The organism is Streptomyces sp. JLBT605 (assembly GCF_058215555.1).
Genome location: NZ_CM177087.1, coordinates 5,565,621 through 5,582,962, shown reverse-complemented (window position 1 = coordinate 5,582,962; position 17,342 = coordinate 5,565,621). Strand labels below are relative to the sequence as shown.

The 17,342-nt window shown below is 71.8% G+C and carries 15 protein-coding genes and 1 pseudogene; 6 read left to right on the top strand and 10 right to left on the bottom strand.

From position 1 onward, the window contains the following. Position 1: 1 nt before the first annotated feature. The 8 genes from AC4BDD_RS24350 to AC4BDD_RS24315 form a co-directional block, all read right to left on the bottom strand. Positions 2-1,369, bottom strand: a complete 1,368-nt coding sequence (locus tag AC4BDD_RS24350) for an ABC transporter substrate-binding protein (RefSeq protein WP_490687594.1) — start codon at positions 1,367-1,369, stop codon at positions 2-4. 127 nt (positions 1,370-1,496) lie between these two features. After that, entirely contained in the window at positions 1,497-2,258 is a 762-nt protein-coding gene (locus AC4BDD_RS24345) for a DeoR/GlpR family DNA-binding transcription regulator (protein WP_490687593.1), read from the bottom strand. 268 nt (positions 2,259-2,526) lie between these two features. After that, a complete protein-coding gene (locus tag AC4BDD_RS24340) occupies positions 2,527-3,510 on the bottom strand; it encodes a sugar-binding transcriptional regulator (protein WP_490687592.1) in 984 nt (327 codons plus the stop codon). A gap of 1 nt (position 3,511) precedes the next feature. Beyond that, positions 3,512-3,931: an ATP-binding protein gene (locus tag AC4BDD_RS24335; RefSeq protein ID WP_490687591.1), complete on the bottom strand. Its 420-nt coding sequence runs from the start codon at positions 3,929-3,931 to the stop codon at positions 3,512-3,514. Between the two features lie 371 nt (positions 3,932-4,302). Further along, entirely contained in the window at positions 4,303-5,706 is a 1,404-nt protein-coding gene (gene xylB, locus AC4BDD_RS24330; RefSeq protein WP_490687590.1) for a xylulokinase, read from the bottom strand. Between the two features lie 103 nt (positions 5,707-5,809). Further along, positions 5,810-6,649 carry a DeoR/GlpR family DNA-binding transcription regulator gene (locus AC4BDD_RS24325; RefSeq protein WP_490687589.1) on the bottom strand — a complete coding sequence of 280 codons (840 nt, stop codon included), beginning with the start codon at positions 6,647-6,649 and terminating at the stop codon, positions 5,810-5,812. Between the two features lie 104 nt (positions 6,650-6,753). Further along, a complete protein-coding gene (locus AC4BDD_RS24320; RefSeq protein WP_490687588.1) occupies positions 6,754-7,848 on the bottom strand; it encodes a magnesium and cobalt transport protein CorA in 1,095 nt (364 codons plus the stop codon). An 80-nt stretch (positions 7,849-7,928) separates the two neighbouring features. Further along, entirely contained in the window at positions 7,929-9,125 is a 1,197-nt protein-coding gene (locus AC4BDD_RS24315) for a glycosyltransferase (RefSeq protein WP_490687587.1), read from the bottom strand. Between the two features lie 295 nt (positions 9,126-9,420). Here AC4BDD_RS24315 and AC4BDD_RS24310 point away from each other — a divergent pair, with 295 nt between their 5' ends. From AC4BDD_RS24310 to AC4BDD_RS24300, 3 genes and pseudogenes are all read left to right on the top strand, one after another. Beyond that, complete coding sequence (locus AC4BDD_RS24310) at positions 9,421-11,355, top strand: glycosyltransferase family 2 protein (protein WP_490687586.1); 1,935 nt, start codon at positions 9,421-9,423, stop codon at positions 11,353-11,355. 457 nt (positions 11,356-11,812) lie between these two features. After that, positions 11,813-11,971: pseudogene (locus tag AC4BDD_RS24305) on the top strand (chaplin); the annotation flags it as partial. 106 nt (positions 11,972-12,077) lie between these two features. Next, complete coding sequence (locus tag AC4BDD_RS24300; RefSeq protein WP_490687585.1) at positions 12,078-12,461, top strand: (2Fe-2S) ferredoxin domain-containing protein; 384 nt, start codon at positions 12,078-12,080, stop codon at positions 12,459-12,461. Between the two features lie 35 nt (positions 12,462-12,496). Here AC4BDD_RS24300 and AC4BDD_RS24295 read toward each other — a convergent pair whose 3' ends face one another. Beyond that, positions 12,497-14,152: an FAD-binding dehydrogenase gene (locus AC4BDD_RS24295; protein ID WP_490687584.1), complete on the bottom strand. Its 1,656-nt coding sequence runs from the start codon at positions 14,150-14,152 to the stop codon at positions 12,497-12,499. Positions 14,153-14,308: 156 nt separating this feature from the next. Between AC4BDD_RS24295 and AC4BDD_RS24290 the strand changes: the two genes are divergently transcribed. From AC4BDD_RS24290 to AC4BDD_RS24280, 3 genes are read left to right on the top strand one after another with little or no spacing between them, the layout of a single operon-like run. After that, positions 14,309-14,857, top strand: a complete 549-nt coding sequence (locus tag AC4BDD_RS24290) for an NUDIX domain-containing protein (RefSeq protein ID WP_490687583.1) — start codon at positions 14,309-14,311, stop codon at positions 14,855-14,857. Between the two features lie 8 nt (positions 14,858-14,865). Beyond that, complete coding sequence (locus tag AC4BDD_RS24285) at positions 14,866-15,291, top strand: YidH family protein (RefSeq protein ID WP_490691926.1); 426 nt, start codon at positions 14,866-14,868, stop codon at positions 15,289-15,291. 2 nt (positions 15,292-15,293) lie between these two features. After that, positions 15,294-15,605 carry a DUF202 domain-containing protein gene (locus AC4BDD_RS24280; protein WP_490687582.1) on the top strand — a complete coding sequence of 104 codons (312 nt, stop codon included), beginning with the start codon at positions 15,294-15,296 and terminating at the stop codon, positions 15,603-15,605. A 165-nt stretch (positions 15,606-15,770) separates the two neighbouring features. Here AC4BDD_RS24280 and AC4BDD_RS24275 read toward each other — a convergent pair whose 3' ends face one another. Continuing rightward, positions 15,771-17,264, bottom strand: coding sequence for an MFS transporter (locus AC4BDD_RS24275; protein ID WP_490687581.1), 1,494 nt, complete (start codon positions 17,262-17,264; stop codon positions 15,771-15,773). Between the last annotated feature and the right edge of the window lie 78 nt (positions 17,265-17,342).

The window sequence follows — 17,342 nt, the reverse complement described above, 5'->3', positions numbered from 1 at the left end:
CTCACTTCCGGTACTCCTCGGCGACCTGCTCCGCGAGTTGCTGGCCCTTGTCCAGGGCCTTCTCCACGGAGGTGCGGCCGGCGATGGCCGAGGCGATTCCATGGGAGACCTTGGTCCCCAGATCCGGGAACTCCGGGATGTCCACGAACTGGACGCCGACGGTCGGGCGCGGCTGTACCCCGGGGTCACGGGGGTCGGCGCTGCTGATGGCGTCCTTGGTGGCCTCGTGGAAGGAAGCCGCCGCCTTCTGGTAGTTGGGGTTTGCGTAGGTCGACTCGCGCTTGCCTGCCGGCACCTTCGCCCAGCCGAGCTTCTCCCCGACGAGCTCCTCGTACTCCTTGCCGGAGGCCCAGGCGATGAACTTCGCCGCCGCTTCCTGGTGCTTGCTCGCCTTCTGGATGCCCCAGGCCCAGGAGTACAGCCATCCTGAGCTCCTGGTCTTGTTCACCGGAGCCATGGCGTAGCCGATCTTGCCCGCGACCGGGGAGTCCTTGTCCTCCAGCAGCCCGGCGGCCGAGGTGGCGTCGTACCACATGGCGGTCTTGCCTTGCTGGAAGCTGGCCAGGCATTCGGCGAAGCCGGCCTGTGCGGCACCGGGTTCACCGTGCTCGCGGACGAGGTCGACGTACATCTTCGTCGCCTCGGTGAAGCCGGGGCCGTTCACCTGCGCCTTCCAGTCCTTGGTGAACCAGGTGCCGCCGTAGGTGTTGACCGCCGTGGTGAGCGGGGCGAAGACCTCGCCCCAGCCGGGCATGCCGCGCAGGCAGATGCCCTTCATCCCCGGCTTGGCGCCGTCGGCCTTGGCCGCCAGGTCGGCGACCTGCTTCCAGGTCGGGTAGGCCGGCACGGTCAGCCCTTTGGCTTCGAAGACGTCCTTGCGGTACATCAGGAACGAGGACTCACCGTAGAACGGCTCGGCGTAGAGCTTTCCGTCCTCTCCCCTCAGTCCCTCCTCGATCGGTGTCAGGATGTCGGACTGGTCGAATGCGCGGTCCTTGGCGACGGTGTCGTCCAGCGGGGCCAGCCAGCCGTTCCTGCCGTAGATGGGGGCTTCGAAGTTGCTGATGGAGGCGACGTCGTAGGAACCGGCCTGGCTGGAGAACTCCTGGCTGATCTTGTCGCGTACGTCGTTCTCCGGCAGCACCGTGAAATTGACCTCGATGCCCGTCTCCTTGGTGAAGTGCTCCTTCGTCAGCTTCTGCAGATCGAGCATCTGGGGGTTGTTCACCATGAGGACGTTCACCGACTTCTCTCCCCCGCCGCCGCCTCCCGCTCCGGCGCAGCCGGCGAGCAGCAGGGCGGTACAGGCACCGAGGGCGGCCAGGGTGGCGGCGGTGTGGTGCCGGGCTCCTGTAGGTCTCGTGTTCATGGAAATCGCCTCATTCCGGGGGGAGGTGGAGTCGGCCGGGGGCGGCGGCCGGGGCGCGAAATGGGTAGGGCGGATGGAGCCTGTGGTGTTCACACCCAGGCCGGGCGGGTTGCGCGGATGGGGGTTTTCAGGTCCGGATGACGTGCGGGCCCAGGAGCGCGTAGCGGTTCGCCTCCGCGGCGGGCAGTCCGGTGTCGGTGACGATGGTTTCGAAATCGCCGACTTCGGCGAATCGGCAGAAGCTCTTCGCGCCGAACTTGGTGTGGATTCCCACCAGTATTCGGCGTCTGGAGGACTGCACGGCCTGGGCCTTGACATCGGCCACCACCGGGTCGGGGGTTGTCAGGCCGAAGTCGCGGGAGATGCCGTTGGCGCCCAGGATCGCCAGGTCGATGACGAAGGAGGAGAGCATCCGGGTGGTGAAGGACCCCACCGTGGCGAGGGTGCGGCCGCGGACTCTGCCGCCGAGGAGCAGCACGGTGGCCTGGGATGTCCTGGCGATGGCCGCGGCGGCGGGGAGGGAGGCGGTGACCACCGTCAGGGGCCGGTCGGCCGGCAGTCGGGCGGCGATGAGCTGCTGGGTGTAGCCCTCGTCGATGAAGACCGTCTCCGCCTCGCCGAGCAGGGGGGTTACGGCGTCGGCGATGCGGCGTTTGCTCTCCACGTGGTTGGCCTCGCGGTGCGCCAGGTCGGTCTCGAAGCCGGCGCTCTCCACCGGGTACGCGCCACCGTGGCTGCGGCGGACCAGTCCGCGCCGCTCGAGCTCGCTCAGGTCCCTGCGTATGGTCTCGGGCGCGACCTTGAAGCCGGCGGCCACGGCCGCGACTTCGACGCGTCCGCGCTGCCGTACGAGAGCCAGGATCCGGTGCTGGCGTTCATCGGCTTTCATCTTCTTCAGCACCTCCCGGCTTCTTCTCCGTTGGGCGTCGGCTGAGGCCCGTTCGCCTTCTGTCTGAGATTTATACCTGCGCCTCCCGCCCCTGCGGCCTTCCGTTGCTCGGTGGGTTCTGCCCGTTTGTGCCCGCTCGGGCGGGCGGTCTTTATGCAGGTCAGCACGGGTATGGGCGGCAGGTGCGGCGGCCGGCGCCGACCAATCGGGCGCGCCCGGGTGCCCGTTTGCCGGGCCCGGGGGCGAACGGCCGGCCGGTGTCGGCGTGTCATCGCAGGAGGTGCTCGGCCACGGCGGTGTCCGTGACGATGCCGTTGAACAGACCGGTCTTCAGGGCCGCCTCGGTGGCGGTGGACCGCTCGGCGCCGTCGGCCATGAGGATCACCTCGGGGACGCGGCGCAGTTCCTCGAAGCTGATGGCGATGATGCGCTGGGTCAGCTCCGGGGCGACCACGCGGCCTTCGGCGTCGAGGAGTTCGCCGGCCACTTCCGCGCACGCTCCCTGGCGCACGTATGACTCACGCTCGGAGTCGCTGAGGGCGTCGTAGACCGTGGACAGCCCCGGCCCCCAGCCGCCGACGGTGATGATCGCCTTGGTGACGGTGCCGAACCGGCTGACCGCTTCGACGATGCCCGGCTGCCGGCGCAGCATCTGGGCCGTGGGGCCGTCGGGCAGCAGCAGCGGTGCGTAGATGGGGTAGACGGCGCCTCTGGCCACCGAGGCGGCGCGGCGCACCGCTTCCACGGCGTTTGCGTTCACCGGCCGCAGCGGGGTCACCCCGCACAGCTGCACGACGCTGCACCGGGCCAGGCGGGTCAGTTCGGGGCCGAGCGCGTCGATCTCGGGGCCCCAGATGAGTCCGAGTACGTCGTCGTCGGTGACGATCTCGGCCAGCAGGTCGGCCGTCACGGCGCCGAGGCGGCGGGTGACCAGCCGGGGGTCGTCGGGGTCTTGGGCGTCGGAGTGGAAGACGATGGCGTGGCGCAGGTCGTAGCGGGTGCGCAGGGCTTCGGAGCGTTCGGCGTCCAGCTCGGCGGGCAGGCGTATCTCCAGGCGCACCAGGCCGTCACGGATGGCGGTCTCCAGGGCTCGTGCCACCTTGAAGCGGCTGATGCCGAACTCGTCCGCGATCTCTATCTTGGACTTGCCCTCCAGGTAGAACATCCGGGCCATGGCGGCCGTCTGCACCAGTTCTTCCGGGCCCGGGTGGTGTGCCCGCCTGCCGGGGCCTGGCTTGTGCGGCGCTCCCATGTCAGCTCCCGAGGGCGGTGCCGGTCGGGCGGGGCAGGGTGGCGCGGACCCATTTGCCGCCGCGCGAGTCCCAGCCGGCCGTCCAGGACTCGGCGAGTGCCGCGATGATCATCAGCCCGCGGCCGCTGCCCTCGTCCCTTCCGGCGGTGCGCTGGACGGGGAGGACGCAGGACCCGTCGCGGACCTCGATACGGAGTGCGGCGGGGTGCAGGACGAGCTCGAGGCTGAACGCGTGGTCCAGCCCGGCCGCGTGCCCCGGTCGGGGCGGCCGGGCCGGTCGGGGCGAGGCGCCGTGGCGGATCGCGTTGGTGGCCAGTTCGCAGACGATCAGTACGGCCGCGTCGATCAGTTCCGGGTCCTCGCCCCACCGGCCCAGCGCCTCCCGGGTGAAGGCCCGCGCCTGACGGGCGGCGGACGGCACGGCGGTCAATTCGAGGCAGGCCCGGGCGACTTCGATATCAGGAGGGTTGGCACAGTCGGCCGCGACATTCATTGTTCTCGGCCCTCTCACAAGTCCGCGATCGGCCCCTGAGGCGGCAGCGGCTCAGGGCGGGAACCCCCCGGCAGATGCTCTCCCGGCCACTTTCCCCCGGTCTTCGTCCGGGGCCCAGGGAGTGCTTGCTCAATTGAGCATTTACACCTCATATGTGTACTTCTCCTTCCATTAAAGATCCGCGCAAGGCGATGTCAATGGAATGAGGGGCTTTTTTTGAGAAATGAGCTCACCGTGCTCACGTGAGCAGAAATAGGGGTGCCGGTCGCGGCGGTGCGCGCCGGGCCGGGCACGGAGGGTCAGCCGTGGAGCGACTGGCGGCCCGCCGCGTAGCCGCGGCGAACACGCTCGCCGGGCTCCGGGTCGGCCGGGCCGGGGATGGCGCCGGCCGCGGCCCGCGGCCAGCGCGGCGGTTCCGCCGCCCCGGACAGGGCCCATGCGGCCTGGCGTGCCGCGCCCAGGGCCACGTACTCGTCCGGACTGGGCACGGTCACCGCGCTGCCGAACACCTGGGCCGCCACCTGCCCGACGGCCTGTGCCCGGGCGGCGCCGCCGATGAGCACCACCCGCTCCACCGCCAGGCCCTGCCCGCGCAGCCGGTCCAGGGCCTCGGCCATGCCGCACAGCATGCCCTCCACCGCTGCCCGCGCCAGGTTGGGCGGGGTCATGTTGGCGACCCGCATGCCCAGCAGGCTGCCGGCCGCGTCGGGCAGGTTGGGGGTGCGCTCGCCGCCCAGATAGGGAAGCAGGACCAGCCCCTCGGCGCCGGGCGGCGCCTGCCGCGCGAGCCGGTCGAGCTCGTCCAGCCCGACGCCGAGCAGCCGGGCCGTGGAGCTGAGTACCCGGGCCGCGTTGAGGGTGCAGACCAGCGGCAGGAACCGTCCGGTGGCGTCCGCGAAGCCGGCGACGGCGCCGCCGGCATCCGCGGTGGGACGGGCGGAGAGGGCGAAGGCGGTGCCGCTGGTCCCCAGCGAGACCACCGCGTCCCCCGGTCCGATGCCCAGCCCCAGCGCCGCCCCCATGTTGTCGCCGGTACCGGCTGCCACCAGCGCGCCGTGCTCGGTCCGGCCGGCCGGCTCGGACGGGTCGAGCACCCGGGGCACCGCGGGCGTGCGGCCTCCGAAGCCGAGGGAGAGCAGGTCCGTGCGGTACCGGCCTTCGGCAGGCGACCAGTACCCGGTGCCCGAGGCGTCACCGCGGTCGGTGACCAGGGGCGCGCCGCTTTCCGGGCCGCCGCACAGCCGCCAGGTCAGCCAGTCGTGCGGCAGCATCACCGCGGCCGTGCGGTCGGCCAGGTGCGGCTCGTGCTCGGCCATCCAGCGCAGCTTGGCGACCGTGATGGCGGCGAGCGGAACGGTGCCCACCGCCTGCGCCCACTTCTCCGGCCCGCCGAGCTCCGCCACCAGGTCCGCGGCGGCCTGGGCGGATCGGGTGTCGTTCCACTGCAGGGCGTCGCGCACCGGCTGCCCGTCCGCGTCGACGGTGACCAGACCGTGCTGCTGACCGGCGACGGCGACGGCGTCCACGTGCTCCAGAAGGCCCCGCCCCGCGTCCAGCAGCGCCTCCCACCACACCCGCGGGTCGACCTCGGTGCCCTCCGGGTGGGAGGCCCGTCCGCGATGCAGGACCTCTCCGGTCTCGGCGTCGCAGACCACCACCTTGCACGACTGGGTGGAGGAGTCCACCCCGGCGACCGTTGGCATAACCGTCCTCCAGCTTGAAGGCTTGTGCGGGCTTGCGGGCTTACGGGCTTACGGGCTTGCGGGCTTACGGGCTTACGGGCTTGCGGGCTTGCGGGCTTGCGGATCAGGACCGGCCGGGCGCCCGGGGAGGGTCGTCCGCGGTGCCGCCCGCCCCGGCGGGCCGCACCGTGCGGACCACCACGCCGAGCCGTCTCACCGCCCCGATCTCCTCCGCGGGCGCGGAAGCGTCGGTGACGACCAGGTCGTAGCGGCCCAGGTCGCCGTATCCATGGGTGGCCGTGCGGCCGAACTTGCTGCCGTCGGTGGCGAGCACTACGCGCTCGGCGGCTCGCTGGAGGGCCTCCTTCAGCTCGGCGTAGGCCTGTACCGGGTGGTAGAGGCGGCCGTCGCTGACCGCGGTCGCCGTGGTGAAGGCGACGTCCGCGCGGATCCGCTCCAGCCGCCGCAGCGCCTCGGGTCCCGCGCAGGACTCGAAGTCGGGGTGGAAGCGGTCACCGATCAAGGTCACCTCCGTGTCGCCGGAGGCCCCCAGGAGGTGGGCCAGCCGCAGCGAGTTGGTGATCACGCGCAGCCCTTCGACGGTGGCGAGGTGCCGGGCGAGCGGGAAGAGCGTGGTGCCGCAGTCCATCAGCACCGTGGATCCGGGCTTCACCTGCGCCCCGAGGACCTCGGCCATGGCCGCCTTCTCCGCCGCGTGCAGGGTCTCGCGGAACCGGACGGCCGTCTCCATGATCAGCGGGGGGAAGGCCACCGCCACCGCCCGCCGTTTGACCAGCAGCTGCCGCGCGTGCAGGTTGTCCAGGTCGCGGTGGACGGTCATCGCGCTGACCCCGAGGCTTTTCGCGAGCGCGTCGATCCGCACCTCCCCCTCCTGGGCGACGCGGCGCAGCACCGACAGCCGGCGCTGCTCCACCTCGGCCTCCGACCCCCGGCCCTGCTTCACCTTCCGGCCTCCCTCGCACAGCCTCGAACCGCCGACGGACATCACACATTATCCGAGATGTTCAGCGGGGTGGCCGGGAGGCCGGGGGCCTGGCGTCGCGGGGGTCACAGCCAGCCGTTGCGGCGGAAGCCCCGGTGGATGGTGGCGCTGAGGACGGCGATCACGGCGAGGGCCAGCGGATAGCCGTACTTCCAGTGCAGCTCCGGCATGTGGTCGAAGTTCATGCCGTAGACGCCGCACACCATGGTGGGGACCGCGATGATCGCAGCCCAGGCGGTGATCTTGCGCATGTCCTCGTTCTGCGCGACGGTCACCTGGGCGAGATGGGCCTGGAGTATGGAGTTGAGCAGTTCGTCGAAGGCGGCGATCTGCTCGGAGACCCGCGCCAGGTGGTCGGCGACGTCCCGGAAGTACGTCTGGATCTCCGGGTCGACCAGGCGCATCGGCTGGGTGGCGAGCATCTGCAGCGGCCGGTCCAGCGGCGCCGCCGCCCGCTTCAGCTCCAGCAGTTCGCGCTTGAGCTGGTAGATGCGCCCCGGGTCGGCGCCGTGCGGGGACTGCGGGGCGAAGACCTCGGTCTCCACCTGGTCGATGTCGGACCAGACCGCGTCGGTGACCGCGAGGTAGTCGTCGACGACGTGGTCGGCGATCGCGTGCAGCACCGCCGCGGGCCCCTTGGCCAGCTGCTCGGGGGCGGCTTCCAGCTCCTCGCGGAGCGGCCCCAGCGAGCCGTGCCGGCCGTGTCGCACGGTGATCACGAAGTCGGAGCCGGTGAAGACCATGATCTCGCCGGTGTCCACGACCTCGCTGGTGGCGGTGAGCCGGTCGTGATCGACGTAGCGCACGGTCTTGAAGACGGCGAACAGGGTGTCGTCGTAGCGCTCCACCTTGGGCCGCTGGTGGGCGTGGACGGCCTCCTCCACGGCCAGCGGGTGCAGCCCGAAGAGCTCGGCGATGCCCGCGAACTCCTGGTCGGTGGGTTCGTGCAGGCCGATCCAGACGAACCCGCCGTCGGCCTTGCGGACGTAACCGAGCGCCTCCGCCGCCGGGCAGTCGCCCTCCTGCCGCACGCCGTCCAGATACGCCACGCAGCTGACCACGGCCGTGCCGAGGGGGGACCGGGCGGGGTGGCTGAGATCGACGCGGCGGCGCCGCAGGGGCAGCCGCACCGCCCTGCGGAGTTGGCGGACCATGGACATACCGGTGCTCCTTCGGTGGGACCCGGCCAGTCTTGCAGCACCCCCCGGGGCTCCGTCGAGGCCGGGGCGCGGGCCGCCGGTCAGCGCCGGGGGTCGGAGAGGGCGGGGAACGGCCTCTGCGGGGTGGCGGGCGCCGGCCCGCGCGCGCAGCCGTCCGGGCCGTGGGTGGCGGTGCGGTCGTAGAGCGCCATCAGACGATGGGCGGTGCGCTGGATGGTGTAGCGCTCGACGGCCGGCGGGACGGGCAGCCGCGGGGCCCCGGCGGTGGCGTGTTCGCGCAGCGCGGCGGCGAGCAGATGGGCGTCGGGGGCGATGCGGCGGGCGCCGGGCGCGGCGTCGGGCGGCAGTTCGTCGACGGCCGGGCAGGCGGCGTGGAGCACCGGGAGGCCGGCGGCGAGGGCCTCGACGACGGCGAGACCGAAGATGCCCTCGGGTGCGGTCGAGACGAACACGTCCATGGCGGCGAGGAGTCCGGGGATGTCGGCGGGCGGGTCCCCCGCGGTCTCGACGGCCCCGTCCCGCTCCCCCAGCAGCCGGATCCGGTCGCCGGCGCCGAGGGCGACGGCCAGAGCGCGCAGCCGGTGGCGCTCGGGGCCGTCGCCGATGAGCAGCAGCCGGGCCTGGGGGACGGCGGCGACGGCGCGCAGCAGCAGGTCGTAGCGGTTGGCCCGGGTCAGCCGGCCGACGCCGCCGACGACGAAGTCCGGTGCGGTCAGGTCCAGTCGCGACCGCGCGGCGGACCGGGCGGCGGGCTCGAAGCGGAAGTGGCGGGCGTCGATGCCGTGCGGGATGAGGTGCACCCGCTCGCTGGGCACGCCCCAGGCACGCAGCCGGTCGGCGACGGTGGCGGAGACGGCGACGGTCGCCGAGCCCAGCCGTTCGGAGGCGAGGTAGCGGACGCGGGTGGCCCAGGTGAGCGGCCGGCCTTCGATGGCGGTGGCGCCGAGCGAGTGCTCGGTGGCGATGACCGCGCGCATGCCGGCGATCCGGGCGGCGACCCGTCCGTACAGACAGGCCCGGTACCGGTGGGTGTGCACCAGGTCGTAGCCGCCGGCGCGGATCAGCCGCACCAGCCGGAGGAGGGCGCCCGGGTCGCGTCCGCCGGCCATGCCGAGGTGGGTGACGGGGGTGCCGTCGGCGCGGATTCCGTGGGCGACCGCACCGGGGTCGGTGAGGGTGACGACGTCGCAGCGCACTGGGAGGTGGCGCAGCAGGAGTCGCAGCTGCTGTTCGGCGCTGCCGGCACCGAGCCCGCTGATGACGTGCAGGACTCTCATCGCGTCACTCCGCTGCTGGGCTCGGTGGGTGGTGCCCGCCTTGTGAACCGCCCAAGACCATGACAGATGACGGGATGTAAATCACGCAGGACGCGCCCGGATGGCCTGCCGGGGTGCCCCGTCGGGGTGGCCATTTCTTCTGAATTGAACGAAGACGCGCCGAACATCCGATTTGCCCAAGTGTGTCCTGCATGATTGTTACCTTCTCATCTCGGGCGACCACCCGACGATCTCCTCCATTCGGGTGATCGCCGCGTGAGACTCCGACCCCCACAGCACTGCGGGAGTGGACCTGATGACGTCGCCGAGCCCCCTCAACGCCAGCGCGGAGGGCTCCTCCGCGCCCGCCGGGCCCGCCTACGCGTACGACCGCTACAGCCAGTTGGCAGGCCCGCTGAGGGAACCGGAGCCGGGAGTCCCGTACCGCGTGAGGTTCCGGAGTCTGATCGCCCAGGAGCCGCACTGGCTGCGTGCCGTCCTGTTGCTGTGCGCCGCGCCGCTGTTCTCCGGGTTGCTGCTCATCTGGCTGCTGCAACCCGCGCACTGGGTGCAGCGGCCCGGCGTGACCGGCTGGGAGCACGTGGCCGACCTGGTCATACTGGCCTCGATCGGACTGATCGAATCGTTCCGGCTGTTCACGGTGGTCTCCAACGCGCACGCCACCTTGATGGCGCGCGACCCGGTGCCGGTGCCGCCCCAGCCCGGGACCCGGGTCGCCTTCCTCACCTCCTTCGTGCCCGGCAAGGAACCGCTGGAGATGGTGCGCGCCACCCTGCGCGGGGCCACCCGGCTGCGGCACGACGGGAAGCTGGACATCTGGCTGCTCGACGAGGGGAACGACGACGAGGTCAAGAAACTCTGCGCGGGACTGGGCGTGCACCACTTCTCCCGCAAGGGAGTCGAGAAATGGAATCAGCCGGCCGGCCCCTTCCGCGCCCGTACCAAGCACGGGAACTACAACGCCTGGCTCGACGCGCACGGCAGCGGCTACGACTTCATGGCGTGCGTGGACACCGACCATGTCCCGCTGCCCAACTTCCTGGAGCGTATGCTCGGTTATTTCCGGGACCCGGATGTCGCGTTCGTCGTCGGGCCGCAGGTGTACGGGAATTACCACGCACCCGTCACCAAGGCCGCGGAGAGTCAGCAGTTCCTTTTCCACGCACTGATCCAACGGGCCGGCAACGCCTATCGCGGAGCCATGTTCGTCGGTACCAACAACGCCGTGCGGGTGAGTGCCCTCAAGGGCATCGGCGGGCTGTACGACTCCATCACCGAGGACATGGCCACCGGATTCGAGCTGCATCGCCACCGGAATCCGGCGACCGGCCGGAAATGGGCCTCGGTCTACACACCGGACGTGCTCGCGGTGGGCGAGGGCCCGTCGTCCTGGACCGACTTCTTCACGCAGCAGATGCGGTGGTCGCGCGGCACCTACGAAACGGTGCTCAAGCAGTTCTGGAAGGGCGCCTGGAGTCTGCCTCCGGGGCGGCTGCTCAATTACGGCCTGATGGTCGCCTACTACCCCATGACCGCACTCAACTGGGTGCTGTCCGCCCTGTCCTGCCTGCTCTTCCTCGCCATCGGCGCGGCCGGCGTGCACATCGCCCCCGAGGTGTGGCTCATGCTCTACGGCGACGCTGCCGCGTTGCAGATCGGGCTCTACGTCTGGAACAGACGGCACAACGTCAGCCCGCACGAACCGGCCGGCTCCTCCGGGGCCGCCGGCATGCTGCTGTCCGCGCTCTCCGCGCCGATCTACGCCAAGTCGCTGTTCGACGCGGCACTGCGCCGCAAGAGCCGCTTCGTGGTGACGCCCAAGGGCGACTCCGCCAGCCCGGACCGGCCGGCCACCTTCCGGATCCACCTGCTGTGGGCGGTGGTCTTCGGCGGGTCGATCCTGGCCTCCTTCGCCCTGCGCCACTCCCAGGGCGCGATGGTGGTCTGGGCCGCGCTCGCCCTGGCGCTGTGCCTGATGCCGCTGGCCGTCTGGTACGCCGAGGAGTACCGCGAGGGAGGCCGGCGGACCGCTCCCCCGGGGCCGCCGGCCATCCGGGACATCAGCCCCGGGCTGCGCCGCGCGACCTCCCGCGCGACCGAGGACCCGGGACCGCCGGACGACGGGGTGGCGCGGATGGCCCGGGCACGGGAAATCACCCGGGCGGTGGCACCGGGGGCTCCCAGGCTCGATCCGCAAGCCACCGAGAAGGACCCGGTGTGCAGTGTCTGACGGCGCGCCGCGCGGTATCCGGATTCACCGGCAATTCGCGGCCCGCCGCCCCCGGGTCGGTGCGGTGTTTTTCTCGTACGTTTCTCGCCCATTCGGGCTTTGCGGTACCCGAAGTATGGAACTGCCGAGACCGGTGAATGCTGCCATCGGGTGATTGTCCGCACCCTGGGCCGATTCGGCTCGTTGGAAAAGTTGCCCCATTCGCAACACGCAAAGGAATCTGGCGATGAACCGAATCGTCCGGGCTGCGGGGATCACCGCCGCCAGCTGCGCCCTCATCGTCGGCGGAGCCGGCGTCGCCGCGGCGAGCGTCCAAGACGGCGGCAAGGCCCAAACCCAGACCAAGGCGACCAAGGCAGTCAAGGTTGCCAAGGTAGTCAAGGTAGCCAAGCCCAAGACTCGCACCAAGAACAACGGGAACGGGAAGAACGGGAGGCACGGCGGCGGCGACCACGGCGCGTACGCCAAGGGTGTGGCCGTCGGCTCGCCGGGCTTCATCAGCGGCAATGTCGTTCAGGTGCCGATTCACGTCCCGATCAACGTCTGCGGCAACACCGTCGACGGCTTCATCGCCCTGCTGAACCCCGCGTTCGGCAACGTCTGCATCAACAAGTGAGACAGCGCGCTGGACGTATGGGCTGACGCGCCATCGGAATGGGCCGCGGGAGGATCTCCCGCGGCCCGTTCGCGTGTCCGGGCGGGGGGCGTTCTAGGATCGCGCGGTGACCAGCAAATCCACCGCTCCCTGCCGGGTGACGGTCTGTCGCGGCTGCTGCTGCGGCGATGCACGGAAGATTCCCGGCGTCGACCATGCCGGGCAGCTGCCCCGGCTCCGGGCCGCCCTGGGCGGCGCCGCCGAGGTCCGCGCCTCGGACTGTCTCGACGTCTGCGACCAGGCCAATGTGATGGTCGTGTCTCCCTCGGCGGCGGGCCGGGCGGCCGGGGGCCGCCCGGTGTGGCTGGGACTGGTCAACGACGAGGACGTGCTCGGCGACATCGCGGCATGGATCCGCGCGGGCGGGCCCGGACTCGCCGACCCGCCCGGCGTGCTGGATCTGTACGCCTTCACCGCCTCGCGCCGGGTGCGGGCCGCGCTGGAGTCCTAGGGGGTGTCCGACGGGTCCGCGCTTGGGAGCATCGGTCAGCCGATGGCCTCGGCGGCGGCGCGGCCCGCCGCCCGCCCGGAGAACAGACAGCCGCCGAGGAAGGTGCCCTCCAGCGAGCGGTAGCCGTGCATCCCGCCACCGCCGAATCCGGCCGCCTCGCCCGCCGCGTAGACGCCGGGCAGGGGATCGCCGTCCGCGGTCAGCACCCGTGCGGACAGGTCGGTCTCCAGCCCGCCCAGGGTCTTGCGGGTGAGGATGTGCAGGCGTACGGCGATCAGCGGGCCGGCCGCGGGGTCGAGCAGACGGTGTGGCGCGGCGGTCCGTATCAACCGGTCCCCGAGGTACTTGCGGGCGCCTCGCACCGCGGTGACCTGGAGGTCCTTGCTGAAGGGGTTGGCGACCTCGCGGTCCCGCGCGACGATTTCGCGGTGCAGCTCGGCCTCGTCCACCAGCGGTTCCTTGGTGAGCTCGTTCATCCCGCGCACCAGCCGGGTCAGCGTCGGCTCCACCACGAAGTCCGCGCCGTTGTCGACGAACGCCTGGATCGGGCCGGGCGTCCCGCCCCGGGCGCGGCCCAGCACCTCGCGCACGCTCCTGCCGGTCAGATCGGGATTCTGCTCGGAGCCGGAGAGGGTGAACTCCTTTTCGATCATCCTCTGGTTCAGTACGAACCAGGTGTGGTCGTGACCGGTGTGCATGATGTGCTCAAGGGTGCCCAGGGTGTCGAAGCCGGGGAAGAGCGGCACCGGCAGCCGCCTGCCGCGGGCGTCGAACCACAGCGGTGAGGGGCCCGAGAGGATGCGGATGCCGTGCATGGGCCAGATCGGGTTCCAGTTCTGGATGCCCTCGGTGTAGTGCCACATCCGGTCCCGGTTGATCAGCCGCGCACCGGCCGCCTCGGCGATGCCGAGCATCGCCCCGTCCACATGCGCCGGCACCCCGCAGATCATGGTCTCCGGCGGGGTGCCGAGCCGCCGCGGCCAGTTGCGGCGGACCAGATCGTGGTTGCCGCCGATGCCGCCGGAGGTGACGATCACCGCCTGCGCGCGCAGTTCGAAGGCCCCGGCGACGTCCCGGCTGCTGGGCGTGCCGCGCTCGGCGTCGCTCGCCTCCAGGATCTCGCCGCTGACGGTGTCCACGACCCCGGCGGTGCGGGTGAGCCCGGTGACCCGGTGCCGGAAGCGGAGGCTGACCAGGCCGCGGGCGACCGCGGCCCGCACCCGCCGCTCGAAGGGGGCCACGATCCCGGGACCGGTCCCCCAGGTGACGTGGAAGCGGGGCACCGAGTTGCCGTGGCCGGTGGCGTCGTATCCGCCGCGCTCGGCCCAGCCGACGACGGGGAAGAAGCGCACGCCCTGGCGGTGCAGCCAGGACCGCTTCTCGCCCGCCGCGAAGTCGACGTACGCCTCGGCCCAGCGGCGCGGCCAGTGGTCCTCCTCGCGGTCGAACGCGGCGGTGCCCAGCCAGTCCTGCCAGGCCAGCTCGTGGCTGTCGCGGATCCGCAGCCGGCGCTGCTCGGGCGAGTCGACGAGGAAGAGGCCGCCGAAGGACCAGTGGGCCTGGCCGCCGAGGGACTGTTCGGGCTCCTGGTCCAGCAGGATGACGCTGCGTCCGGCGTCGGCCAGCTCGGCGGTGGCGGCGAGTCCCGCGAGCCCCGCTCCGATCACGATCACATCCGCGTCGTAGGACATGCGCTGCCATCCCTGCCAGGGCTCACCGGGAGCGCACCCGGGTGTGCGGCCGCCGTTGTGGGGCGATCCTGCCTACCGGCCGGTATGGCGTCAACCTCCCTGCGGTGCTTTGTGTCGGCCTCCGTACCGGCTTCGGCGATCTGTTTGTATGACCTCATGTCTGATCCAATGCCGCGCTCGGCCGACGAGCTACTGGACATCGTGGACGAGCAGGACCGCGTCGTGGGGCAGGCGCGGCGCGGCGACGCGACGGCGCGGCGGCTGCGGCACCGGTGCGTGTTCGTCCTAGCGCGGGACGCCGAGGGGCGGATCTTCGTGCACCGCCGCACCGCGCGGAAGCTGGTCTTCCCCTCGCTGTACGACATGTTCGTGGGCGGGGTCGTCGGCGCGGGTGAGTCCTATGACGAGGCGGCGCTGCGCGAGGCCGAGGAGGAGCTCGGGGTGTCCGGGCTACCCGCGCCCGAGCCGCTGTTCGGCTTCCTCTACGAGGCGCCCGAGCACACCTGGTGGAGCCGGGTCTACCAGGTCCGCTGCGAGCTGCCGGTCCACCCGCAGGCCGAGGAGGTCGCCTGGCACGCCTTCCTGACCGAGGAGGAGGTGGCCCGGCGGCTCGGCGAGTGGAAGTGGGTGCCGGACGGGCTGGAGGGGTACCGGCGGCTGCTGGCCTGGCGTGATGCGGAGCGGCGGGAGAACCACGTCCCGTGAACCATCCGGTGAGATCCGCCCCCGCCACCCTCCGGAGCGCCGTCCGCTCCGCCGCGGCGACGGTGCGGCTGTGGTTCGCGCCCGCGCGGATCCGCGAGGAGGGCGACACCCCCGACTACCGCTTCTCGCTTGCCAACGAACGGACCTTCCTGGCCTGGCTGCGCACCGCGCTCGCGCTGGTGGGCGGAGGGTTCGCGGTGGACCAGTTCCTGACCGACACCGGTCGGCCGCTGCGGGTCACGCTGGCGGTGGTGCTGCTGGCGGGCGGAGCGCTGTGCGCGATCCGGGCGGTCAACCACTGGGTGCGCTGTGAGCGGGCGATGCGGCGCGGCGAGGACCTGCCGGCCTCCCGCTTCCCGGCGGCGGTGGGGGTGGCCGTCGGGGTGATGGCGCTGGCCATGGTGGTCGTGGTCGCCTTCGGCTGGACCGGCTGACGGTGGGCGAGGCGCGGCGCGATCCGGGGCTCCAGCCCGAGCGGACCCGGCTGGCCTGGCGGCGCACCACGCTGACCTGCGCGGTGGCGTGCGGGCTGGGGGCGCGGCAGGCGCTGCAGGACGGGGCGCGGCCGGGCCCGCTGCTGGTGATGTCGCTGATCGCGCTGGGGTGGGCGGCATTCTGGGGAGCGGCGCACCGCCGCATCAGCGCGCTGGACACGCCGCGGCCGCCCGCGCTGTCCCCGCGGGCGGCCATGGTCGCGGCCGGGTGCACCGTGGCGCTGGCGGTGTTCGGCGCGGCCGTCCTCCTCTGACACCGGGGCCGCGTCCCCGGCCGGCGGCCGTACGGTCGGCGGCCGTATGGTCGGCGCCGCCGCCTCACCGCTGGAAGAGAAAAGCGGAAGGCGGGAGGCGGGCCGTGTCGGGGGTACGGCTCGCCTCCCGCCGGGGGACGGGCCCACGGATGGGCCCGGGGAGGGTCAGGCGTCGGCGGACGCGGGCTCGGCGGCCGGTGCCGCCTCGGCCTTCGCCTCGACGGTCCGGTGCGTGTGGATCTTCCGCAGCCCGAATCCGGCGACCAGCGCGACCAGCGCGAACGCCGCACCGGCGAGGACGAAGCTCAGGGTGAACTGGGACTCGGCGGGCAGGGCCGGAACGCCCGGCGGCAGGTGCTCGACGCTCTTGGAGGCGAGCACGGTGGTCACGATGGCGCTGCCGATGGCGCTGCCGGTGGACCGGGCGATGGAGTTGATGCCGTTGGCGATGCCGGTCTGGTGCGGCGGCACGCTGGCGACGATCACCGCCGGCATCGCGGCGTAGCCGAAGCTGATGCCCGCGCCGACGAGCATGCCGGCACCGATGACCGAGACGGTGTGGCTGTGGTCCAGGGCGACCCAGGCGAAGCCGAGGGTGCCGACGACCGAGGCGATGATCAGCACCAGCCGCGGCCCGTGGCGGCGCACCAGCTGGCCGCCGACCGGCGCGGAGAGCAGCGAGACCACGGTGCTGGGCAGCAGGAATTCCACCGAGGCGCGCAGCACGGAGGCGTCGAAGCCGTATCCGATCAGCTTGGACGGCATCTGGACCAGGAACGAGACGCCGATGAAGAGGGCGAACATCCCGAAGCCGACGAGCAGACCGGCCACATTGGCGAAGAGCACCGGGGGATGGGTGAACATCCGCATGTCGACGAGCGGCTCGCGCACCTTCCGCTCCACGATCACCCACACGACCGCCATGACCACGGCGCCGGCGAAGCCGCCGAGGGTGCGCCCGCTGGTCCAGCCCCACTCGTGTCCCTGGGTGATGGGGAGCAGCAGCAGGACGAGGGTGGCGCCGAGGGAGAGGGCGCCGAGCACATCGGTGCGGCCGCCGGTCGTCTCGCGGGTGGCCGGCACCAGGAAGACCACGGCCAGCAGGGCCACCACGGCGAGTCCGGTGGCCAGCCAGAAGGCGCTGCGGTAGTCCGGGTTGTCGCCGGAGGTGAGCAGTCCGACGGCGACCAGCGCGATGCCGCTGCCGAACGCCAGGGTGCCGCTGACCAGGGCCATCGCGCCGGGGAGCTTCGCCGGGCGGACTTCCTCGCGGAGCACGGAGAGGGCGAGCGGGAAGATCGCGGTGGCGGCGCCCTGGAGGACCCGGCCGACGATGAGCCAGGTCAGGGAGTGCGTGGTCGCCGCGAGCACCGAGCCGGCGACCATGACGATCAGTACGCCGACCAGCGTGCGCTTCTTGCCGTGCTGGTCGCCGAAGCGGCCGAGCAGCGGGGTGAAGACCGCGGCGGAGAGCAGGGTGGCGGTGGTCACCCAGCTGACGTTGGCCGAGGTGGTGTGCAGATCGTTCTGGATCAGCCCGAGGATCGGGACGACCAGGGTCTGCATCATCGACACGACCATGGCGGCGAGGCTGAGCGCGAAGACGATCACCGTCTCCTTGCGTCCCTCGGTAGCCGTGGGGGCGGCTGGTTGGCTCATCAGGGTGGCTGTCCTTCTGGTTACTTCACGACATGGATGCTTGACGTCATCAAGCAACTCGACTAACGGTAGACATCA